17 protein-coding genes and 1 pseudogene are annotated in these 24,955 nt (G+C 29.7%); 12 read left to right on the top strand and 6 right to left on the bottom strand.

Annotated features, from left to right (window positions below; all coding sequences use genetic code 11):
* Positions 1-132: 132 nt before the first annotated feature.
* Positions 133-372 (top strand): annotated as a pseudogene (locus ACXAHM_RS06755) (integrase core domain-containing protein); the annotation flags it as partial.
* Between the two features lie 330 nt (positions 373-702).
* On the opposite strand, the gene ACXAHM_RS06750 reads toward ACXAHM_RS06755, so the two are convergent.
* Positions 703-819 carry a transposase gene (locus ACXAHM_RS06750; RefSeq protein ID WP_474959650.1) on the bottom strand — a complete coding sequence of 39 codons (117 nt, stop codon included), beginning with the start codon at positions 817-819 and terminating at the stop codon, positions 703-705.
* A 159-nt stretch (positions 820-978) separates the two neighbouring features.
* On the opposite strand from ACXAHM_RS06750, the gene ACXAHM_RS06745 reads away from it, so the two are divergent.
* Genes ACXAHM_RS06745 through ACXAHM_RS06725 form a run of 5 tightly spaced genes read left to right on the top strand, consistent with a single transcriptional unit; the run spans position 979 to position 6,262 of the window.
* Positions 979-1,686 carry a hypothetical protein gene (locus tag ACXAHM_RS06745; RefSeq protein ID WP_474959649.1) on the top strand — a complete coding sequence of 236 codons (708 nt, stop codon included), beginning with the start codon at positions 979-981 and terminating at the stop codon, positions 1,684-1,686.
* A gap of 7 nt (positions 1,687-1,693) precedes the next feature.
* The gene (locus tag ACXAHM_RS06740) at positions 1,694-2,878 is read left to right on the top strand and encodes a glycosyltransferase (RefSeq protein WP_474959648.1); all 1,185 of its coding nucleotides are present in this window, start codon (positions 1,694-1,696) and stop codon (positions 2,876-2,878) included.
* Positions 2,865-4,100: a glycosyltransferase gene (locus ACXAHM_RS06735; protein WP_474959647.1), complete on the top strand. Its 1,236-nt coding sequence runs from the start codon at positions 2,865-2,867 to the stop codon at positions 4,098-4,100. Before ACXAHM_RS06740 ends, ACXAHM_RS06735 begins: the two co-directional genes overlap by 14 nt.
* Positions 4,070-5,191 (top strand): glycosyltransferase family 4 protein, encoded by a 1,122-nt coding sequence (locus tag ACXAHM_RS06730; protein WP_474959646.1) that lies wholly within the window; start codon positions 4,070-4,072, stop codon positions 5,189-5,191. Before ACXAHM_RS06735 ends, ACXAHM_RS06730 begins: the two co-directional genes overlap by 31 nt.
* 3 nt (positions 5,192-5,194) lie before the next feature.
* Complete coding sequence (locus ACXAHM_RS06725) at positions 5,195-6,262, top strand: glycosyltransferase family 4 protein (RefSeq protein ID WP_474959645.1); 1,068 nt, start codon at positions 5,195-5,197, stop codon at positions 6,260-6,262.
* On the opposite strand, the gene ACXAHM_RS06720 is transcribed toward ACXAHM_RS06725, so the two are convergent.
* The 5 genes from ACXAHM_RS06720 to ACXAHM_RS06700 form a co-directional block, all read right to left on the bottom strand.
* On the bottom strand, positions 6,227-7,597 hold the full coding sequence (locus ACXAHM_RS06720) for a hypothetical protein (RefSeq protein ID WP_474959644.1): 1,371 nt from the start codon (positions 7,595-7,597) through the stop codon (positions 6,227-6,229). The genes ACXAHM_RS06725 and ACXAHM_RS06720 overlap by 36 nt on opposite strands.
* 2 nt (positions 7,598-7,599) lie before the next feature.
* Entirely contained in the window at positions 7,600-8,727 is a 1,128-nt protein-coding gene (locus ACXAHM_RS06715) for an acyltransferase family protein (protein WP_474959643.1), read from the bottom strand.
* A 189-nt stretch (positions 8,728-8,916) separates the two neighbouring features.
* Complete coding sequence (locus ACXAHM_RS06710; protein ID WP_474959642.1) at positions 8,917-9,219, bottom strand: hypothetical protein; 303 nt, start codon at positions 9,217-9,219, stop codon at positions 8,917-8,919.
* 96 nt (positions 9,220-9,315) lie between these two features.
* The gene (locus ACXAHM_RS06705) at positions 9,316-10,314 is read right to left on the bottom strand and encodes a hypothetical protein (RefSeq protein WP_474959641.1); all 999 of its coding nucleotides are present in this window, start codon (positions 10,312-10,314) and stop codon (positions 9,316-9,318) included.
* A gap of 14 nt (positions 10,315-10,328) precedes the next feature.
* Positions 10,329-11,747, bottom strand: a complete 1,419-nt coding sequence (locus ACXAHM_RS06700) for an MBOAT family O-acyltransferase (protein WP_474959640.1) — start codon at positions 11,745-11,747, stop codon at positions 10,329-10,331.
* Positions 11,748-12,197: 450 nt separating this feature from the next.
* On the opposite strand from ACXAHM_RS06700, the gene ACXAHM_RS06695 reads away from it, so the two are divergent.
* From ACXAHM_RS06695 to ACXAHM_RS06670, 6 genes are all read left to right on the top strand, one after another.
* Positions 12,198-12,617, top strand: coding sequence for an HYC_CC_PP family protein (locus tag ACXAHM_RS06695; RefSeq protein WP_474959639.1), 420 nt, complete (start codon positions 12,198-12,200; stop codon positions 12,615-12,617).
* Between the two features lie 165 nt (positions 12,618-12,782).
* Entirely contained in the window at positions 12,783-16,547 is a 3,765-nt protein-coding gene (locus tag ACXAHM_RS06690; protein WP_474959638.1) for an efflux RND transporter permease subunit, read from the top strand.
* A 23-nt stretch (positions 16,548-16,570) separates the two neighbouring features.
* The gene (locus ACXAHM_RS06685; RefSeq protein ID WP_474959637.1) at positions 16,571-17,794 is read left to right on the top strand and encodes a TolC family protein; all 1,224 of its coding nucleotides are present in this window, start codon (positions 16,571-16,573) and stop codon (positions 17,792-17,794) included.
* Positions 17,795-17,820: 26 nt separating this feature from the next.
* Positions 17,821-19,578 (top strand): efflux RND transporter periplasmic adaptor subunit, encoded by a 1,758-nt coding sequence (locus ACXAHM_RS06680; protein ID WP_474959636.1) that lies wholly within the window; start codon positions 17,821-17,823, stop codon positions 19,576-19,578.
* Between the two features lie 242 nt (positions 19,579-19,820).
* Positions 19,821-22,352: a copper-transporting P-type ATPase gene (locus ACXAHM_RS06675; RefSeq protein WP_474959635.1), complete on the top strand. Its 2,532-nt coding sequence runs from the start codon at positions 19,821-19,823 to the stop codon at positions 22,350-22,352.
* Between the two features lie 153 nt (positions 22,353-22,505).
* Positions 22,506-24,818 carry a TonB-dependent receptor gene (locus ACXAHM_RS06670; RefSeq protein ID WP_474959634.1) on the top strand — a complete coding sequence of 771 codons (2,313 nt, stop codon included), beginning with the start codon at positions 22,506-22,508 and terminating at the stop codon, positions 24,816-24,818.
* Positions 24,819-24,955 lie beyond the last annotated feature (137 nt).

The following is a 24,955-nucleotide window of genomic DNA, read 5'->3' as shown; positions in this document are numbered from 1 at the left end:
TGAGGTGAATTTTCTTTTACTTTTCATAATACTGCAATTTACTTAATTATTAATTTTGATTGCAGTCCATTTTGATGGGGTAACTATAGTACACTGTTTACTTCGATTTTATCAGAGAAACCAACTTCAAAACAAAGTATGAGTCGAAAAGGAAATTGTTGGGACAATGCTGTTGCTGAAAGCTTTTTCAAGAGTATCAAATATGAATACCTTTATCGATTCAATTTTCAATCCATGGAACATCTGAGAAAAGAAGTAACTAAATATATTTATTGGTACAATAATAAAAGACTTCATTCAGCTTTAGGTTATAAAACACCTGCTGAAAAAGAAAATGAATTAAAATTTGTGAATTTAGAAAGGGCAGCTTGAAATTTGTATCCTTTTTGGTTGCTATTCCATTTTGTGCTGACTCTCCTTTTGGCTTATAATAATAACTAGATTTCTGTAAACCTAATAGCTGACATTGACGTGTGATGCTTAGCTCTGGATGAGCCTTGTCGACAATTTTTCTCCGTTCTGACAACGACTTATTTACGACAAGGCTTTCTTTAAAAAATCCACTTCAACTTGAAGTTTACCAATTTTCGCATAAAGCTCATCTTCTTTCCCTTCACTCGCTTTTTGAAGCTTCTTTTTCTCTCCAGACTTTTCAAAAACATTGGATGCACCTTCTAGAAATTCCTTTTTCCATGCACTGATCTAAGTAGGATGAAGATCGTACTTCTGGGCTAATTCTGTGGTAGTCTGTAAATCTTTGATGGCTTCTAAAGCTACTTTGGCTTTAAATTCTGAGGTGAATTTTCTTTTACTTTTCATAATACTGCAATTTACTTAATTATTAATTTTGATTGCAATCCATTTTGATGGGGTAACTATACAGTTTTTAGACCGGATAGAATACAAAGTGATCAGATGTTCCAAATATCTGGCATAAATAATGTTTGATAATGTAAAATATTTTTAATATTTGATAAAATGATTTATATAATTTTAGGAATGCATAAGAGTGGTACTACTCTAATATCAAAAACACTTCATAAATCTGGGATTAATATGGGGGATTTTAATGATAATGTATCATATGACAAAGGTAATCAATATGAAAGAGAAGAAGTTTTAAACCTTGATATTTCAATTTTAAACGCAGAAAAAATTCCAAGTTATCTAGTTAACAATAATAATTTATCTGTTTCGACAAAAGATAAAGAAAAAGCTACAAAAATTATTAATAAATGTGATATAACATTTGATGATTGGGGTATTAAAGAGCCTAGAATGCCATTATTACTAGATTTTTGGAGTAAGATTCTCAAACCTTATAAGTATAAAACAATTATTGTGATTAGAGATCCTAGAGAATTATTAGTGCATTATAAAGTGAAAAATCCATTTATTTTAGTTAAAGTTATTAAATCTTGGCGAGCAACATATTTAAATATAATTAAATATGTTCCTAATATGGGAAACGGTTTTATCACTATAAATTATAATGATTTCATGACAGAAAATTATGAATTTTTAAATTTAAAAAAATTTGTAAATAATGATATTGTTGATCTTAGAGATAAGAAGCTTTATAGGAGTAAAGTAAGTTCTTTGAATAGATTAACTAAAGTATTATATGATTTATTTTACAAAAAATCATGTGAAAGGCTAATTTATCAACTAAGTAATTTAAAATAAATAATTAATGCGCATTGTACAAGTCGTTAATACTCTAACATATGGTGGTGCAGAACTATTTGTAATTCGTTTAGTTAATGCTCTATCTGAACAGTATAAAGTTACTCTTATAATACTTAATTCAGATTTAATAGAAAGTGAACTTTTAAAAAAAGTAAATAACAAAGTAAATGTATTAAAAATAAAAGTATTTCCATTCAACGCAGGGCTATGGAAGTTAGATTCATTTTTATATAAGTTGAATATTGATTTTTCCTTTAGAAGGAAATATTTTGAGTTACATTTAAATAAAATAATAAAAAAACTTAAACCAAATGTAGTACATTCTCATTTATTTCAGGTTGATTTAATACTTTCAAAAGTTTTAAAAAATTATGCTTCAATAAATCATGTGACTACTATACATGGAGATTATCTGAAATATTTTAAAGAGATAAAAGATGGAGGTAAGATTTATCAAATGCATAATTATTTAAATAAACTTGATAAATTATTATATAACACTAAGATTCAATTAGCAATCATATCAGAGTTACAAAAAGAGTTTTTTGATAAAAATTTTACTAATATTCAAGTTAGTAAAATATATAATGGATATTCTGTAAAACTGCCCATAAAAAAAAATAAAAATGATTTAGGGATTCCTGAAACTAATAAAGTTATTGGAATGGTAGCAAGAGGTATTAAAGAAAAAGGTTGGGAAATAGCAATCAATACTTTTAATAAATTAAAAGAAAATAATATAACACTATTACTTGTTGGAGGAAGTGATTATATAACTGAATTAGAAGTTAATAATACTAACAGTAATATAATCTTTTTAGGTAACCAATCTAATCCACTAGAATACATTCAACTATTTGATATTGGAATACTTCCATCTTATTACGGATCTGAAAGCTTGCCAACCACAATTATTGAATATTTATTATGTAATGTGCCATCTGTTGCATCAGATATAGGTGAAATTAAATACATGTTATCAAATTCTATTCAAGAAAGTGGTGTATTATTATCTCCTCTTAATTTAGAAGAAGATTTGTTTTTGAAACTTACAATGTTATTAAATAATGAAACTAAGTTAAGAGAAATGAGTGAAAATTGTCAAATTTTATTTAATCAGTTTTCAATGAGTAATTGTATTGGTAAATATATTGGTTTATATAAAAACAGAGCTCATGGGAAACAATAGATTATTAATGATTATACCTAATTTTGGGTATGGTGGAGCACAATTGTCTTTTAGTAAATTATCAAAATCATTATCAGAAAAATTTGAAGTGTTTATCTGTGTTTTTAGTAATGAACAAGAATGCATATATCCATTAGGTGGGGAGGTAATTAATTTAAAATCAGGTTCTTCTCATTCAGTTATAGGGAAGGTTACTAATTTTTTTAATCGTATTATTAGTTTAAAAAAAATAAAAAAGGATTTAAATATTTCACATAGTATTTCGTTTATGGAAGGAGGGAATTATGTGAATATTTTGTCAAAAGTTGATGATGAAATAATAATAAGTGTTCGAGGCTCGAAATTATTTGATAATGAAATAAGTGGGATATTAGGATCAATCAGATTAAAAATATTAATTCCATTATTGTACAAAAAGGCAGACAAAATAGTTTCAGTTGCAAAAGCATTAAATAAAGAAATTATTGATATTTTTAATATAAATAAGGAGAAATGTATTTATATACCTAATTATTATGATTTCGATGTTATTAATGAAAAATCAAATGAATCTATAGATGAGATTTATAAAAAATTATTTAAACATAAAACGATAGTCAATGTAGGTAGATTTCATATTCAGAAGAATCAGAAAGCATTAGTTTGGACTTTAAGAAAAATTAGAGACTTTGGTGTAGATGATATAAAATTAGTTTTGATTGGTGATGGTAATTTATATGATGAAATAATTAAAACAGTTAAACTTTCAAACCTATCTTATCAAGAGATTAATGGTATTAGTAAGTTAGAAGAAGTTGATATATATTTTCTTGGATATCAAAAAAATCCTTTAAAATTTATGAAAAAATCTAATGTATTCGTATTATCTTCTTCTTGGGAAGGTTTTCCAAATGTCTTATCAGAAGCTATGTCAGTAGAAGTGCCTGTAATAGCAACAGATTGTCCAACAGGGCCAAGAGAAATATTAGCTCCAAATACAAAAATCGATCTTAACTATAAATTGAATTCTATAGAAGAAACAAAATACGGAACATTAATACCCATTTTAAATAAAGATGAAAACAATTTATTGTTAGCTAATTATTTAATTAAATTTTTCAAAAAATTAAAAAAGAATAATTTATTTAATGATAATACGAAATATGCAAAAGAAAGAATTGAAACTTTCAACGAAGAAAATGTTATAAGAAAATGGATCCAATTGATAGAAAAAGGGTATTAATCATAGATAATTCAAAATATTTGACGGGTGCATTTAAATCCGCATTAATTTTTTCTAAACAAGATCATGATTTTTTTTATGTATTACCTAAAGGTAATCAGCTTAATCAATTCTTAGATAAAGAAAATATTCAATCATATGAGCTTAATATGATTGAAATAAGTACGTCAATTAAAAGTTTAATATTGTATCTACCACAATTATTAATTAACACATTTAAATTATTAAAGTTAATAAAAAAAGAAAAAATTGAAATTGTTCATGTCAATGATATGTATAATATGTTAGGGATTACTCTAAAGATGTTAAAACCAGAAATACAATTAATTTATTTTGCACGATTAATGTCTTCCTCTTATATAATAAAATTATATTCTTCTTTTCAAAAATTGATAATTAAATATGCGGATAAAATAATTTGTGTGTCTAATGCTGTAAAATCTTCTTGGAAAGATCTATATAAAATTGAGGTTCTTTATGATGTTATAGAAGATGAATTACAGACTTTTATAAATTCCAATACCTTATCATATAATTTAAATAATAACAATATTAAAATTCTTTATTTATCAAATTTTGTGAAAGGTAAAGGGCAAGATTATGCCCTTGAAGCGTTTAATTTACTATTGAACGAAAATGTAAACGAAGGTGTAGAGTTACATTTTATTGGTGATGATTCCCATGGTATTTTATTTAAAAAATCTTTACTTGATAGAACTCAAAATTTAAATCTGTGTGATAAAGTTAAATTTTTCCCTAAAAGTAATAATATTATTCAAACAATTTTAAGCTATGATATTGTATTGAACTGTTCTGAATCTGAATCCTTTTCAAGGACATGTTTGGAAGCTTTGACTTTAGGAAAACCATTGATATCTACAGATAGTGGAGGACCAAAAGAGTTATTTGTTCATCTGGAATCAGGATATTTAGTAGAAAACAAAAATATAACTTCTATTTTATCTGGTTTAAAAACGGTAATATTAGATGAAAACCTTAGGAGTAAACTTGCTAATAATGCATCTCCTCAAGTTCTTAATAAGTTCTCATATGATATATTGGAGGAGCAATATTTAAATTTATATAATTAAGAAATGAAAATTCTAATACTAGCACCATATCCAGAGGGTAAAGCACCTTCACAAAGGTTTAGATTTGAACAATACTTATCGTTATTAAGTGAGAATAATATAAATTATGAATATCATTCTTTTCTTGATAATAAAGCATGGAAGAATTTACATCAACCAGGTAATTTTGTAAAAAAAGCTTTTTCAATAATATATGCATTTGTTAAAAGATTTAAGCTCATGAAGAAACTTAATAATTTTGATAAAGTTTTTCTTCATAGAGAAGCATCACATATTGGCCCACCTGTTTTTGAATATTTAATTGCTAAAATATATAAAAAAACAATAATTTATGACTTTGATGATGCTATATGGATGCCAAACTATTCTGTTCATAATGCTAGATTCCATAAATTAAAAATGTATTGGAAAGTAAATAAAATAATTAAATGGAGTGAAAAAATTAGTGTTGGTAACCTATATTTAAAGCAGTATGCTGAAAAGTATAATTTAAATGTAATTATCAACCCAACAACAATAGATACTGAAAATTATCACAATCCATCATTGTTTTCTAAACCTCATAATAATATTCCTGTTATTGGATGGACTGGTACTTTAACTACTGCTAAATACCTTGATTTCTTAGTTCCTGTTTTTCAAAAATTAGAAAAGAAATACAATTTTAAGTTTATTGTGATTTCAAATGAAAATCCAAACTTACCTTTAAAATCTCTTGAATATATTAAATGGAAAAAAGAAACTGAAATTAAAGACCTTCTGAAATTCAATATTGGTATTATGCCTCTTGTTGATGATAAATGGGCTAAGGGAAAATGTGGTTTTAAAGCTCTTCAATATATGTCATTAGGAATACCTGCAATTGTCTCACCAGTGGGTGTAAATAATGAAATTGTAGATAATGGAATTAATGGATTTAAATGTTCTAGTGAGAAAGAATGGTTTGAAGCATTGTCAAAATTTTTAGAAAGCTATAAGGAAAATGATATGGCTTACCAAGCTAGGAAAAAGATCATAGAAAACTATTCAGTATTATCAAACTCTAATAATTTTCTTTCTCTTTTTTATTAATTTTTTTTGTTTTATAAAACCAAAATGTATTGCTAAAAATAGAGTGTAAAAAGGCATCATTGGTGTTTTAAATCTTTGTAATACACCAAAATTATAAGATATATAACCAGCGATAAAACCAAAAAGTAAAGCATAACCTATTAAAAACACTAAATTAGGATCAGATATCGTTCTCTTTAACAAATTGTAAGGACCAACTTTTAAAATTAAATAAAGTGTAATTAGCAAAATAGAAAAACTTTCAAATGAACCTAATAACTGCACTATTTTTTTTGTTTCCCATGGAAAAGGTCTAAATAATGTGTAACTCACAGCTTCAGGAAAAGAAAATAATATACCTAATAATGATAAATCACCTGCTGTTTTTAGATGATATGTAGAAGCTTGCCCACCACCATGTCCTCTGTTTTTACTTCTTTGACTACCATGATCACTTTGAAACCCAGAAATTGTCTCTTTTGCACTTTTAAATTCTTCGCTAGATTCAACATATTTTTCAAAATTTTCACCAACAAATAAAAGTATAATTGGTATAGCCACCATCATAGACAGTGAAAAAATAATTTTAACAAATTTAGAGAAAGAATTTAAATTATGTAAAAATAACCATATAACTAAACAGGGTAATAAAATATATACTGTAGCACCTTTTATGTCAATAATTAGTTTAATAATTAAAAGAATAATAATTATTGATTTCAAAGATTTTTTTTTCTTTATAAAAAACTCATGAAATTCATATACTAAAAAGCCAATTGCCCCTGTTGTTATTGATTCTTTTACAATTCCACTACTCCAAAATAAACAAGAAGGAATAATTATTAGAGAGATGCAGATAAGTTTATAATTGTATTTGTATGTATTTAGAAAAACTTGACCTAATCTCCAGGTTCCAATAAAAGACCAAAGACCAAAAAAAAATGATGTAATAAAATAAGACTTAAATGTAATAACTTCAAAGAATGTGGAAATTTGAACCATCCTCCAAGTACTTATTTCTCTAGCCATATATAATCTGTTTATATATGGCATTATTTCACCATCAAACTTACCATTTTCATGAAAAAAAGTTTTTAAACCAATTATTGGTGACTCGATAAATAAATCGGAAAGTATACCCCCTTGTAGGAAATATCTAGTATTATCTCCACCACCATAATAGTACATATAAATTAAGCAAAAGAATATACTACCTATTGTTTTAAGAATTAAACCTAATCTAAAATAAATCTTTGTGTATTTATTTGTTAATTTTTTTTCAATAAAAAATCTTACAAATAAATATAATAAGGTTAAATATATAGGTGTTATAATAAAGTTATATAATGGATTCATAACTAGTTAAAAATACTATTATATTTTCCTTTTAATCTCAAAAATTTATTCTCAAAAAAATTAAAACTAAACCAACTTATCAAAATTGATAATGTTAAAGCTGAAAAAGTTTCAAGTATTAGTACCTCTTCTAGAGTTTTATTAAGTCCTAATTTATCAGTGATTGTAATTATAATAAGGATAGCAATAAAATGTAAACAATATAATCCATAAGTATATTTCCCTAAGTAGGAAAATATTTTATTATTAGACATTTTATAATAAGATTTTTTTGAAAAACATTGTTCCAAAATTATAAATAAAATAATGGTTGAGATAATTAGTCTGTCAAAAATGGTGAAAAAATCATTAAAAAAAATTTGTTTTCTGAAAAAGAAAATTAAAATGAAAAAGACATATATAATAAATATATTTTTCTTACTTAGATCAGATATTATTTGTTCGAAGTTTTTGTTCATCAAAATTAACCAAGCACCTAAAGAACCTATTGCCATATCATTAATACATGAAAGAGTATGATATTCAAACATAGTATGACTTTGATTATAAAATCGAAATATCAAACTTATTAATATAATAATGATAAAAAGAATCCAATATTTTCTTACAGGGAACAAATAAAGAAATAAAGGCCAAATAAGATAAAATTGTTCTTCAATAGCTATACTCCATAATACACCTAAATTTGAAGAGTCAGGTAACCCTGAATTTATAAAATCAAAATTATTTGTAAACGTCAAATAATAAAAAATAGACGCAGTTTCATTTGGTGTTTGACCAAAATACTCTTTTAAAAAAGGAAAAATAAAGAAACCAAAAAATACACAAACGTAAAAAAGAGGCCAAATCCTAAGAATCCTTTTTATCCAAAAAAAAATAATATTTATCTTTCCTGTATTTTGTTTCTCCAGAATTAAAAAATAAGTAATTAAAAAACCACTTAAGACAAAGAAAAAGTTAACACCTAAATTTCCGTTAACAAAAATATGCCTTGTTATAAATATATATATATCATTATCTTTGATGTATTCATATTTAGTATGAAAGCTATGGTAAAAAAAAATCGATAGAAAACATAAAAACCTAAAACCATCTAAGTTTTCAAAGTATATATTTTTTTTATTTGGCATAAAATCAGAAGATTCTTATATAATTAACAATTATAATGTTTAAAATAAATAACAACATTAAGGAAAATATTTTTGCAAAAAAAATGTTTTATGAATTAATATTTGTATTTTTTTAAAATATCAATTTTATATTCTTTCTCCGCAAGATCAATAATCATATCAAAAATAATAGCCTTATGACCTGCTTTTTCAGCTTATTTTTTCTAGACGGTTAATTTTTTTCTTGGCCGCCTCTAATTCTACTTTCATTTCTAGCAATTCTTGTTTTGGTGATTTCTTTTTCAAGGTATTCACTTTATGGTTCCAATCAAAGTTATCATATTTTTGTAACCATAACTTTACTGTTCGATTACCTAGAATTCCATATTTACGTTGAGCAGCTTTTAAACCTAGTTGACCACTTTCAACTTCTGGCACAATTTGAAGTTTTAAAGACAATGGGTGGTAATCCTTCTGTGTACGTTTAACACACAAAATTTTATGTTCTTTCATAATAACGATTGTTTTAGTGTATCGTTAGGACAATACATTATGAATTTAGAAAGGGTAGCTTAAAATTTGTAACATTTTTTGTTACTATTTCAGAAATTAATAAAAACTATAATTGATTTCTAACCAATGTGTATCATCCCACAAATAAATATCCTTTTTTCCTGAATCTTTCAATATCTTGTATGTATTAGGGATTTGGACGTCTTCAATTTTTAAATTGAAGACGTTGTAGAGGAAATCTGAACCGTGGATATTTTCTTCGTTATAGAAGGAGTATTTGTCTGGGGCAACCAAGAAAATTAACTTGATGTTTTTCTCTTTGCATTTTTTAGAGATGGATATTAATGTTTTTTTAAGGTTTGTGATTGTTTCAGGCCTGTTATTTATTTTTTGATAGAGGAGGTCTTCTGAATAAAAGAGGACCTCTTTTTTATTATTTGAGAAGTAATTTCCTTTCACAGGTTTTCTATAAACGTTACTGATGAACGCATGATCATTAAATAGGTATAAGAAGTTGTATAATGGAAATTTGAGATGATCTAAGGAAAGGAATCCGTTGTCTTGTATCTTATTTTTTTTGTAACCCTTGTCAAATATGTCTCTTTTGTAATCAGCAATTTTTTTTGAAGTGTTATACTCTATGTTTTTTACTCTTTCGCCAATTTTCCTCTCTACACTTTGAAGAATAATGTAATTCACTTTTAAACTATCTGTGAAGTCACCATTGAGGTAATCAATACATCTTTGGAAAGGATTGTAGAAAAAAAGAGGTTTATCATAGATAACATTAATAGAAGGATCTTTTGCTAGGCTGTTTTTATAACCTGAATTAGCAACTTCTGAAAATGAATCTCCGAAGATTAATACACGTTTTCCTTTTGCGTTTGCATTGAAAGCCTTCCAATTAATTAGACTATCGTAATATATTGGCGAATTAAATGCTTCAGAAAATTGCTTTCTGTACTCAGTATTCTTAGGTAAATAACCTATACGAGTAAGGTCACCTTCAGTTTTACTGTAAAATAAATCTGTTGATAGAATACAGATTGCAAATGGAAGTAAGAATAGTGTTGTATTAATGATAAATTTCTTCATTGTAATCTGTATTATTAAAACTGAAAATAAAGAAACTGTTGTTCAGGATATTCAACCAAGAAAAGTGAAATGGTTAGTACATAATACATTAATCTTCTCATCAATTTATGATTTTTTAATGTTGGCATTCCGTATGAATTTTCTTTATGAAACCACTCTATAATGATGAAGATAAGGATTAATGCTATGATTTTTTTTGGAAATAATAAACGTCCCTCGAAATCAAATAAATGTTGCGTATAGGTGAATGCATCTTGTATACTTTCAGCTCTAAAAAAGATCCACGTAAATGAAATGATAATAAAGGTGATAAGTATCTGAAGAAACTCTTTAAGAGTAGGTAACTGCTTGTTTTCAAACTTAATCAGATAATTTCTATTACTACCTTTTATGATTAATGGTAAGAAAAATAATGCATTTAGTACTCCCCAACAGATAAAAGTCCATTTTGCTCCATGCCAGAATCCGCTTATTATAAAGACGATAAAAATATTTTGAATTGTTGTGAGTCTAGACTTTTGACTTCCTCCTAGAGGAATGTATAGATAATCTTTAAACCAACTTGTTAGTGAGATGTGCCATTTTCTCCAGAATTCACCAATATTTCTCGAAAAATAGGGATAGTTGAAGTTTTGCATTAAATCGAACCCAAATAACCTAGCTGAACCAATAGCTATGTCAGTATAACCGGAAAAATCACAATAGATTTGAAAACTAAATAGAAATAAGCCTATCCATAAACTGATACCGTTAAATTTTGAAGGTTCATCAAAGATTTGATTTACATAAACTGCACAGTTATCAGCAATGACTACTTTTTTCACCAATCCCCATAGTATTTGTCGTAGCCCTTCTATACCTTTTTGATAAGAGAATGTTCTATTATTTTGAAATTGAGGAAGAAGGTGAGTTGCCCTTTCAATTGGACCGGCTACCAATTGTGGAAAGAAGCTTACGAATGCAAAAAACGCTATAGGATCCTTGATAGGGTTAATTTTACCTCGATAAATATCTATCGTATAACTAAGTGTTTGAAATGTATAAAAGCTAATTCCAACAGGTAAAATGATGTTGAGCGTTGAAAGACTGGGTTTAAGGCCAAACTGTTCATTTAATGTAACAAAACTTTCGATGAAGAAATTACAATATTTAAAGAAGAGAAGAAGCCCTAGATTTACAATTATACTAAGTGTTAGAAAAAGTTTCTTAGTGCTTTTGTTCTGTGAATTTGAAATTTGTAGACCAATACTATAATCGATAATCGAACTAAATGCGATTAAGAGTAGGAATCTTTTGTCCCAAAAACCATAATATATATATGAGATAATTAAAAGAAAGAGGTTTTGACTTTTTAGCTGACCTTTCAAGACAATCCAATAGATCAGGAATGTTATAGGTAAGAAATAAAAATATTCTATGGAGTTAAAAAGCATTACTCTTATAAGTTTAAAAAATCATTGTGTAAAAGTATAACTTCAAAAAAAATGCCCAAAGCGAACTTTGGGCATATTGATAACTATGATCAATTCTAATGTTTTTCCTTATATGATTTTCGATAATTGGATTTTTAGCAAGTGTTAGTTGGTCCTTTTCCTCATTAATAAAAGGTTTGAAAATTATATAGGAAGTTTGCTGAAAGTGTTTGTTAGACTTTTCACATTAAAAATGAAATTATCTATGCATAAATTTAATTAGATTTTTTTAATGAATAAAAGTTCATGCAAATTTTTCAATGAATTAATATGTTTTTTTTGAAATGGATAACAATTCTCCCAAATCGTTTCTATAATAGGAATTAATAATTTTCATCTTTTATGATGTAATTAAAGTTTATTAACGGTTGAGTTATTTGAAAAAAAATCAAAATATTCGACTTTTATGATATGTATAAATCTGTAAAGAACATATTACTTTCCTTTGTATTGATTTTAGGAACGATTGGGACAATGGGTAATGCTCATATTTGCAATGGTGTCTTAAAAGCAATCAATATGGCACCTTCACATGAGTGTTGTGCGATGGGAATGGATATGAAAATGAAAACAGATTGCTGTGAAAACAATGCACATCATATTAAAATTGAAGGACATTTCGATCATGTTATTGATATCGTAGAAGTACCTTCCTTTACTTATCAGGAAATGATGAGAAATCTATGGGAATCTGCATTTGTATTTATTCAACCTTCAATGGATACTATTTCTATTATATCAGTTGCTCAAACGGATCATAGTATCTATTCATCACCTCCAATCTATCGGGAGGTTCCTATTAATATCACAAATCAAGTTATTTTAGTTTAGTAAGCTTATTTTCAATTGTATTAAACAAAATCTAGTATTCTGTACATATGAATTTTTATATTCATATATAAAAATGCAATACATTTTTGTTTAAATTAAGTGATTAAAAATAAGATCTATACAATAGCAGTAAATACATCTTTTTCTGCTCTAAACTATATATAAATGATTAATAAAATTGTTCGTTTCTTCCTCTATAATAGAGTAGTAACGATCGTAACATTATTATTAGTAGTCTTTTGGGGATTAATGCATAGCCCATTCAGAACTACTATTAATGATTACATTCCATATGATCCCGTTGCTGTAGATGCAATTCCAGATATTGGGGATAATCAACAAATTGTGTTTACAAATTGGCCTGGTCGATCTCCTCAGGATATTGAAGATCAGATTACTTACCCTTTGACAACTAGTCTTCTTGGAATTCCTGGGGTGAAGAGCATTCGAAGTAATTCAATGTTTGGCTTTTCAACGATAAACGTCATTTTTAAAGATGATGTGGAATTCTACTTTGGTCGAACTCGAATTTTAGAGAAGATTAATAGTTTACCTCCAGGTACTCTTCCGCAGGGTGTTCAACCTACTTTAGGGCCAGATGCAACAGCTGTTGGTCAAGTGTTTTGGTACACTTTGGAAGGACGAGATAAAGAGGGGAACCCAACAGGTGGGTGGGATTTAGAAGAACTAAGAACAACTCAAGACTTTTTAGTGAGATATGCTTTGATGGCTGCAGATGGTGTGTCTGAAGTGGCATCTGTAGGTGGTTTTGTGAAAGAATATCAGATTGATGTTGATCCTAATGCATTGAAGGCTTATAATGTGACCCTTCAACAAGTGATGAACGCCGTTCGTAATTCAAATTTGGATGTTGGAGCTAGGACTATTGAAGTAAATAATGCGGAGTATTTTGTACGAGGAATAGGCTATATCAAAAGTTTAAATGACTTAGAGGAATCTGTTGTAAAAGTCAATAATAACATTCCAATTCGAATAAAAGATGTTGCCAAAGTAGTTGAAGGTCCAGCAGTAAGAAGAGGTATTTTGGACAAAGAAGGAGCTGATGCAGTAGGTGGAGTTGTTACTGCTCGATTTGGTGCTAATCCAATGCTTGTAGTGGATAATGTAAAAGCTAAAATACAAGAAATCCAATCAGGTTTACCTCAAAAAACCTTAGAAGATGGTACTGTAAGTAAAGTAACTATTGTTCCTTTTTATGATCGTTCAGTTCTAATCAAAGAGACATTAGGAACGTTAAATGAAGCTTTGACACAAGAAATTCTAATTACTGTAATTGTTGTCTTGATTATGGTTTGGAATCTGAGAGCTTCTATGTTGATTTCAAGTTTACTTCCAATTGCAGTTTTAATGGTGTTTGTCGTCATGAAATATATGGGTATTGTTGCCAATATTGTTTCATTGAGCGGTATTGCAATTGCGATTGGAACAATGGTGGATATTGGGATTGTCATGTCAGAAAACTTGATTAAACATTTAGAACATCGAAATGGAAGACAATTAGTAGATCTGATATATGATGCTACAAAAGAAGTTTCTGGAGCGATTGTAACAGCTGTCGCAACAACAGTAGTTAGCTTTATTCCTGTCTTTACTTTACAAGCTTCAGAAGGTAAGCTATTTACACCACTTGCCTATACTAAAACTTTTGCATTATGTGCTTCAGTAGTGGTTGCACTAGTGTTTTTACCCTCTTTCGTTTATTACTTTTTTAAATCAAGTCAAAAGAAAAAAGTATCCTATATCATTCAGGGTTTGACTATTTTGATAGGGTTTGTATTACTGTTTATTAAGACCTCTTTAGGAGTTGGCTTATTATTGATATCAATTTATAATGTATTAGAACAACCTCTTAAAAAATACATTCCAGAAGGATATTATGATAAAATCAGAAGTGGAATTGTCGCTTTTATTATTGCTTATTTGTTGGCAATGGATTGGTTGCCTTTAGGAGCACAAGAAAGTAATTTTAAAAACTTTTTATTTGTTGTGGGTTTAATTGCATTAATTCTTGGAGGGTTTCAGCTGTTCATTAAACTATACCCTAAGTTGTTGGCATTCTGTTTAGATAATAAAATTACATTCTTATCAATCGTATTTTTTGTAGTCTTCTCTGGTATCTCAGCTTGGTTAGGTTTTGCAAAATTATTTTCTCCTGTAACGAATAGCATTACTAAGTTAGGTGTTGATGTTACTACTTCAAGAGCCTATAAAAACATGCAACATGCCTTTCCTGGGATTGGTTCAGAGTTTATGCCTTCGCTTTCAGAAGGGAGTTTTCTTTTGATGCCAACGACTATGCCAAATGCGGGTATTTCAGAAGTTAAAAAGAATCTTCAGTTGATGGATATGGCAGTGAAGAACATCCCTGAAATTGAGTCTGTTGTTGGAAAAGCAGGAAGAGTACAATCACCTTTGGATCCAGCTCCATTATCGATGTATGAAAACATCATTAATTATAAAAGCGAATATAAAGTCGATGAAAACGGAACACGTTTGCGATTTAAAGTTGATGATGAGGGTAATTATATTAAAAATGAGAATGGAGATTTAATCATAGATCCTGATGGTCAGTATTATCGTCAATGGAGAGAACATATTCACTCACCGGATGATATATGGCAAGAAATTGTCAAAGCAACTCATTTACCAGGCCTTACTTCAGCTCCTAAATTGCAACCTATTGAGACGCGTTTGATAATGACACAAACGGGTATGAGGGCACCAATGGGAATCAAAGTATATGGCCCAAATTTAAAAACTATTGAGAGCTTTGGAGTTGCCTTAGAAGGGATCTTAAAAGAAGTTCCTTCAGTCAAAAAAGAAGCTGTTTTTGCAGATAGAATTGTTGGTAAACCATATTTGGAAATCGAAATAGATCGTTTGAAAATTGCAAGATATGGCATGAATATCAAAGATATGCAAATGCTATTAGAGATGGTCATCGGTGGTATGCCTCTAACGTATACGGTTGAAGGTAGAGAGCGATTTCCTGTTCGTTTACGTTATGCAAGAGAATATAGAGATAATCCAGATGTATTAAGGAAGTTTTTAGTCAATGTTCCATTAGGAATTCAGGTTCCATTGGAAGAATTGGCAAATATCAATTATGTAGCAGGTCCTCAAAGTATTAAAAGTGAAGATACATTTTTAACAGGTTATGTTTTATTGGATCGATTACCAGAATATTCAGAAGTTCAGGTGGTAGAGCAAGCAACCGCATATATACAATCTAAAATAGAAGAGGGAAGTTTGATAGTTCCTAAAGGAGTTAGCTTTAAATTTTCTGGTAATTATGAAAATCAACTTAGAGCTGCAAAACGATTATCAATTGTAATGCCTATTTGTTTAATGATGATTTTCTTTATTCTATATCTTCAATTTAAATCGTTGAAAACCACATTTATGGTCTTCTCTGGAATTGCGGTAGCATTTAGTGGAGGGTTTTTAATGTTATGGTTGTATAGCAAACCTGACTTTTTAGACTTCTCAATTTTAGGCACAAACATGAGGACACTATTTAATGTCGGTACAGTTAATCTTAGCGTTGCTGTATGGGTAGGATTTATTGCTTTGTTTGGTATAGCAACAGATGATGGCGTTTTAATCGCTACTTATTTAGATCAATCATTTGCAAAGAATTCACCTAAAGATATTCAACAAATAAGGAAAGCAGTGCTCGAAGGAGGAATGCGAAGAATACGTCCAAGTTTAATGACAACAGCAACGACATTACTTGCTTTTATACCAATTCTTACTTCTGCTGGAAGGGGTGCAGATATCATGAAGCCTATGGCTATTCCAGGATTTGGAGGAATGACAGTGGCATTATTAACGCTTTTTGTTGTGCCAACTCTTTACAGTGCTGTTGAAGAAAGCAAACTTTCAAAAGCAAATACAAAGAGTGAATAGTTTAAGCTTTAAATTTTAAAGAAATGAAAAAATTAATATATATATCCCTTATTCTATTTTCTCAAAGTGTTTTAGCTCAAAATTCCTTTTTGGATGCTTATATCAATACTGCATTAGAAAATAATTATGGGGTACAATCTAAGTCTCAAAACATTCAAGCGGTTGCTTCTGAAAAAGAAATAATAAAAGGTGAAGCAACCTCGAATTTTGATGTGATGTATGGATACGCTGCCTCGCCAATTGAAACTAAAAATGGTCCTGTGAATCATAAAGTTTCAGCTGGAATACTATTGCCTTGGTTTGGTACACGTTCAACTCAATATCATGTTGTAGATCACAAAGTCGAGAAAGCACAGAAAGATAAAGTACAAACCGAAAATGGTGTAAAGTATACTGTTCGCAATTTGTATTTTAAGATGCTTCAAAACAAAAAAGACTTAGTATCTGCAAGAGATAATATAAGAATTCTAAAGACTTTTGAATCGATAGCTTTATCACGTTATGAGAATGCAAAAGGATCATTAGTAGATGTTCTTAGAGTGCAAATGCAAATTGAGGAGGCTGAAAATAAAGTGAAGACGTTTGAAGAAGATAGTGTGTTGTTGGATGAACAATTTACATTAGTATTGAATCAAAAAGTAGATGTAATTGAATTATCAGATGAGATGATCTTTGAAAATGATGATAAAATTACTTTAGAAAATAATCCAATGCTTTTAGGGTTAGAAGCTTCTCAAAAAGTAGTTGATTCTCAAGTTTTAAATGTATCAAAGGAAGCTTCTCCTAAAATTAAAATCGCTTTAGAATATAGCATTTTAGGAGATGCTGGTTCAACTGCTGAAAACGCAGGAAGAGATGCAGTGATGCCAATGGTTGGACTTTCTATACCTGTTTTTAATTCAAGAAAATATACAGGAAAAAAAGAGCAATTGGCCTTAAATCATCAGACCATTAATCTTCAAAAAAGAGAGCTAGAGAATGTTCTTCAAAGCGAATATTTAAAGGCTTTAAATCAAAAAGAAGATGCATTAAGAGCAATAGAGGTGATTAATAGTCAAATGTCTAAAGTCGATCAAGCGATTAAAATTCAACAAGAAGCCTATTCAGTAGGAAATTCTCAGGGACAGGCATTTATTGAACTTTTAAGGTTACAAATTCAAAGGTTAGAGTATCAGTTCAAGAATCATCAATCTGAAATGAATAAGTATGATGCTTTAGCAAAGATTGAATTTCTAGCTGGTTTATAATGCTTAATTTATAAAAATAGATAAAAATGAATCAATATATAAAATCATATAGTTCGCTGATTATTATATTCCTGATTGGAATATTTTGTGGATGGTTATTTTTTAGCGGAGGGGAATCTTCGAGTACTCATGAAGGGCATCAACATACTTCAAAAGAAGAGGTTTGGACTTGTTCAATGCACCCTCAAATTAGACAAAATGAACCTGGAGATTGTCCAATTTGCGGTATGGATTTAATTCCTGCATCTACAGCGGATGCAAATCAAGATCTATCACATATTTCACTTTCAAAATCTGCAACTGCATTAGCCAATATACAAACGACAGAAGTAACGATGGCATCTCCTGAAAAGGAGTTGATTTTACAAGGGAAAGTGGCAGTAGATGAAAGAAGAACGTATTCTCAAACTTCTCATATTTCGGGTAGAATAGAAAAAAGTTACGTGAATTATTTAGGTGAAAAAGTACGTAAAGGTCAAAAGTTAGCGATTATTTATTCACCTCAGTTAGTTACCGCTCAAAGAGAATATTTTGAAGCAAAAAAAGTAAAGGAAACAAACCCTCAGCTTTTAAGAGCAGCAAAAGAGAAGTTAAGATTATGGAAATTGACGGATGAACAAATCAAAGAAATTGATCAATCTGGAAAAGTAATGACGGAGTTTGATATTCGAGCTGATATTTCTGGAGTGATTACAAAACTAAATGTAGTGGAAGGAGACCATGTGATGGAGGGACAAGTAATGTATGATCTAGCTGACTTATCTCGCCTTTGGGTAAAGTTTGATGCTTATGAAAGTGACCTTGCATGGTTGAAAGTTGGTGACGCAGTCGCCTTTTCTGTGACTTCTTTTCCTGGGCAAAAATTTACTACAAAGATTAATTTTATCGATCCATTTATTGATCCAAAAACAAGGGTTGCAGCGGTTAGGGGTAATATTGTAAATAAAGGCACAAAGTTAAAACCCGAGATGTTTGTGACAGGAAAAGTAAAAGCAAAATTACCTGTATCGAAAGATGTAATTGTTGTTCCTAAATCTGCTGTTTTATGGACAGGACCTCGTTCAATCGTATATGTAAAAGTAGAAGGACAAGATGAACCAACTTTTGAAATGAGAGAAGTGACTTTAGGTACAGCATTAGCCAATGCATATGTTATATCAGAAGGAATTAAAGTGGGTGAAAAAGTGGTGACAAACGGAACGTATACAGTGGATGCTGCTGCACAGTTAAAAGGAAAACCAAGTATGATTGATCCTAATAAAGGGAAGAATCATGACCATGGCAATGATATGGCTGAAATGATGAAAGAGGAGACTAAATTTACTCAAGGTGTTTCTGAGAAATTTCAAAATCAATTATTAAAAGCTTTCCAAAGTTATATCTTAGTTAAAGATGCTTTGGTAGCAAGTGATGATGCTAAAGCAAAAGAAATTTTAGAGGATTTGTCCAATAACGTCAAAGCTATAGATATGAAAGGTTTAAAAGGAGATGCTCATATGTATTGGATGATGACTTCAAAAGAGTTAAAGAAAAACTTAAAAGAAATGTTGGCTGCTGATAACATTGATACAAGAAGAAGGTATTTTGTTGATGTTTCGAATGAGCTCACAGGATTAGTGAGTAGATTAGGATTACCCAAAAGTGAAAAGATATTTTTATTGTATTGTCCAATGGCAAACCACGATAAAGGAGCTGCATGGTTATCAACGACCAATGAGGTATTGAATCCTTACTATGGTGATATGATGCTACGTTGTGGAGAAATGAAAAAAGAAATACAATAAGTAATAACACTTTATTGATACACAAAAAGACAAATGATCCTTAGTAGATTGTTTGTCTTTTTTTGATGATTGAGAAAGATAATATAATTGTTAAAGAATTAGATCAGATTATGTAATGGGTATGTTTGAAACATACGTGAATATTTAAAACAATTTTAAAATTTTATACATTTCATTCAAAATATTATACATCAACAAATACACAAACTACCTACCTTTGTTTTATACAAAGAACAAACAATATGAAAGAGTTAACACTAGACACTACTTTAGGTTGTAAAGCTTGTGAAGCAAAAGTACAACCTTTATTGGATGCTGATCCAAGAGTGATTGATTGGGAAGTAAAAGAGGGGCATATACTGAGAGTTGTCACGGAAGGCGCTTGTCAAAAATGTGTAAATAAAATAATAGGAGAAGCGGGATATGAAGTGAAAGAACAACTTTCATCTAAAGAAGTGAACCCAGAAGATTATAAAGATAAAATTAAACATGATATTCCTGCAATAGAGTATGATGTACCTGATTTTTCAGCAGACAAAGCAGGGAAGTATTATTGTCCAATGTTATGTGAAGGAGAAGATAAATTATATGATGAGGCAGGTGATTGTCCAGTCTGTGGTATGCCTTTAGAAAAAATTCCAGAACCAAAGCCTGCTGTTCAATATGCTTGTCCTATGCATCCAGATAAAACGAGTGATGGTCCTGATGAATGTCCAATCTGTGGGATGACAATGGAACCTGTAATGGTTGATATTCCAGTTGAAAAAAATGAGGCGTATGAAGACATGAAGCACCGTTTTAGATGGAGTTTAGTATTTACGATTCCAGTTGTCTTAATCGCCATGCTTGGTCATATTATTCCATCGATTCACCATGCCATGTTGGAGTTAATGTCTCAAACTGCTTGGGATTGGGTGCAATTCGCTTTTACCATTCCAATGGTATTTTATACGGGAAATATTTTTCTAAAAAGAGCATGGTCATCTATTGTAACTAGGAATTTCAATATGTGGACATTGATTGGAATAGGTACTGCAGTGGCTTTTCTATTCAGTATTTTCGCTCTTTTATTCCCTAATGTGTTTCCAGATCAATTTAAAGATAATGGAGCTGTACATGTATATTTTGAGGCAACATGTACCATCTTAGTTTTAGTGATGGTTGGTCAGTTAATGGAATTAAGGGCACATTCTCAAACAAATGCTGCTTTAAAAGCATTATTATCTTGGGCGCCTTCTACAGCTACAGTTATTCGTAAGGGTAAAGAACTTACAGTGGCATTAGAACATATAGAAAAAGGAGACATTATAAAGATTAAACCGGGAGAGAAAATCCCTGTTGATGGACACATTACGGAAGGAAAAGGGACTATAGATCAATCTATGATAACGGGTGAGCCAATTCCAATTGATGTTGCTGAAGGAGATGCGGTAACGAGTGGATCTATCAATGCAAATGGTCATTTCTTGATGAAAGCAGAACGCATTGGAGGTGAAACATTGCTCTCTAAAGTAATTCAAATGGTCAATGATGCTAGTAGATCAAGAGCCCCGATTCAAAAAGTTGCGGATCAAATCTCTGCTTATTTCGTTCCCATCGTTGTTGGAATTTCAATGCTTACTTTTTTCATCTGGTATTTCTTATACACAGGTGAAAATGCAGCTACTTACGCTCTAGTTAATGCTGTTGCAGTATTGTTAATTGCTTGTCCATGTGCATTAGGTTTGGCAACTCCAATGTCTATTATGGTTGGAACAGGTAAAGGTGCTCAATATGGTATTTTAATAAAAGATGCTGAAGCCTTACAAGGGTTTAGTAAAGTAGATGTTTTAATGATTGATAAAACAGGGACGCTTACAGAAGGTAAACCTGAGGTCAAAGGATTAATTACATTTGGTGAACAAGATGAGAATGAATTGATTCAAGCTTCAGCTAGTATTGATCAAAATAGTGACCATCCTTTAGCCAAGGCTATTGTAAGAAAAGCCAAAAAAGAGAATCTTGAATTATTACATGTAGATAACTTCGAATATGTAATAGGTAAAGGAGCTACTGCAACAGTCAATTCAAATGCGATTGCAATAGGGAATAATAAATTAGTTGACCTTTCTCAATTAGATGAGGAATCAAAGATAAAAATTAAGAAAGAGCAAGAACAAGGTGCTACCATTGTATTTATCTCAAAAAATAATAAAGCTGTAGGTGGAATTGTTATTTTTGATCCGATTAAAAAAGGAGCAGCACAACAAGTTCAAGCTTTAAAAGAAGAAGGAATAGAAGTAGTAATGCTGACGGGAGATAATCCTGTTACTGCACAAAATGTAGCTAATGAAGTAAACATTAAAGACTTTGTGGCAGAATGTTTACCAGAAGATAAATTAAAGAAAATTAAAGAATATCAAGCACAAGGAAAGCATGTTGCAATGGCAGGAGATGGTATCAATGATGCCCCTGCATTAACACAAGCTAATATTGGAATTGCAATGGGTGATGGAACTGATATTGCCATTCAAAGTGCAGAAATTACCTTATTAAAAGGGAATTTAGATAACTTAGTAAAAGCAAGAAAACTGAGCGAAAAAGTGATGAAAAATATCAAGCAGAACTTATTCTTTGGTTTCTTTTATAACACACTAGGGGTGCCAATTGCTGCAGGAATATTATTTCCTTTCTTTGGTATTTTATTATCTCCAATGTTAGCAACTTTAGCGATGAGTTTTAGTTCAGTATCAGTGATTACAAATGCACTTCGATTAAGAAGATTGAAATTGTAATTTACTATAAATTAAAACTAGCATAAAAATGACCAATATAGTATTTATATTGGTCATTTTACATTATAAACGAATTAGAACAAAACAATACAATAGATTTTAATTAACTTACATAAATCTAACAAAGTGTGAACTCGACTGTCAATTATTACAATGAAAAAATATCATTTAACGATATTATTCTTTCTATTATTCTCTACTGTTTATGGGCAAACAATTAAAGGAACAGTACTAGATCGAGATACAAAAGAATCTTTACCTTTTGTCAATATTTCATTCGTTTTTAATGATTCAATCGAATCGATAACTTCAACTGATTTTGATGGTCATTTCGAAACATCTCCTAAAAATCGGGGAGAATACATTATTCAATTTCATTATACAGGTTATGAAAAAAATCAAAGAATACTATTGGTTTCAGATGATCTTGAAATTGATTTGGGTAAAATTGAACTAAAGTCAAATATCACGGAATTAGAAGGAGTTACAATTACTGCCGAAAAAGAGTCTGTAAATATGACTGAAAATGGAATGACGTTTAACATAACAGACGGGAGTGGAGATACAATGGAAGATATTGTCTCAAGCATGCCTTCTATGTCAGTAGATGAAAATGGACAAGTATCTTCAAATGGTGAAAAAGTAGTCATTTTAGTAAATGGAGTAGAGTCTGACTTAGATAATCCTCTTGAAGATATCCCAATGCAGATGATAGAGAAAGTGGAATTACTTAATAACCCGCCTGCACAATATACTTCTGCCAGCAGTGCAATCAATATTGTATTAAAAAAGAATGTAAAACTGGGAAATTTAGCTAGGTTTGAATTAGAAGGTGGATTGCCTGAAGCTTACAAAGTAGGGCTAAATATTTCTAGAGCTTCAGATAGAATTTCTACTTCTTTAAATGTAAAATATCAAGAATATTATCTCCCATTTGAAAGAGAGACAGAACGTTTAAACTACGGAAATAACTACAGAGAAAATGAGAGTGAATATGTAAATGGTTTAAAACATTTTAGTGGAAATTGGACCACTGCTTATGCATTATCTCCCAATGATAGAATCAGATTAAGCTTATCTTATTTTTCTAAGATAAATACTACTGAAAGCAATGAATTTGAATTAGTTCAAAATACTGACGAGAATAATCTAAATCCTCGCGAAAACTATAGAAAAGCAGAAAATACGAGAGAGTTTTCTAGAGCACAAGCTCAACTAAGTTATAATAAAAACTTTTTACAGAAAGGACAGAAGTTTAGTAGTACTGTACGTTGGTCTTTAGAAGGTTTTGACCAATTAAACAGTAACAATACTGATGTTTATAATGTCAATTCAGGTAATTGGAATTATCAAGATGAGCGTTTTACAGATAGGTCACGTCCTGCACAAAATATTTTTGTGAATTTAAATTACACTCATCCATTTAATGAAAATAAAGGTTCATGGACAAATGGAATTAGAAACAATACTAAAATTCAGAATATTGAAGAAAGATTTTATAATGTTAGTGATGAAGGTGATGAAATAGAACGAGGAAAAGGTTTACAAACCACAGATTACCTAAACCAAAAGCTGACTTTTTATTCTCAATTTAGATATCGATTTGACAATAAATTGACATTAAATATTGGAGGACTTGTAGAAAATGCAAGAGTTGTATCAGGTGTTATAAACAACGAAAACTCATTTAAAGCAGATAACAACTTCTGGATTTTCAATCCTAACATTACTCTGAATAAACGATTTACAAAACATCTTTTTGGTAAAGTTACCTATTCATATAAAATGCTGACACCTCCAGATCATGCATTAAATCCAACTATCAACGATAATAATCCTTTATATATATCAAGTGGTAATCCTAATTTACAGTTACAGAAATACAACAAATTGACGATTGATGTGACATATCATAAAAAGAAAACTTCTTTAAGAGGAGGTGTGTTTTTTAGGTCAATTAATGATGGAGTAGAAAGAGTTTTTGAAAATAGAGGAGATACTATTTATACTACTTTCATGAATATTGTAGATAAATATACAGCAGGTGTAAATCTATATATGCAGTATAAACTAAGCAAAAAACAGAATATTACAGTTTCTGGAGATATATACAAAGACTTTTTTAATGAAAGAACAGGAGATTATGCATTGAGTCAAGTTATGTTTAATGGTAAAATCAACTACAATGCTCGTTTCAAAAAAGGCTTTAGATTAAGAGTGACAGGATATTATCTATCAGAGACAATACTTTACAATGGTACTTTCCAACCCGCATCCGGTGTTGATTTATCTATTTCAAAATTTATATATAAGAGTAAAGGTAAGATTTGGCTTTCTGCTGTTGACCTATTTTCAACTAGAAAAATTGTAAGGAATAATGTCACACCGACTTTCGAATCTTCTTCTCTGATAGATCTACCATCAACCTTCAAATTAGGATTTTCATGGACGTTTTTATCTTCTTAGAAAAATAAAAAAGAGAGAAATATTCCCTCTTTTTTCATTCAAAATCTTACTAGAAATAATTTATTATTCTTGGATAAACAAGTTATAATTGGAGTAATAAAAGTATCATTTTCCTGATAAAAACACACAAAATATAT

This window comes from Flammeovirga sp. AWQ4_249 (genome assembly GCF_056161045.1).
This window is presented reverse-complemented; position numbering and strand designations above follow the sequence as displayed.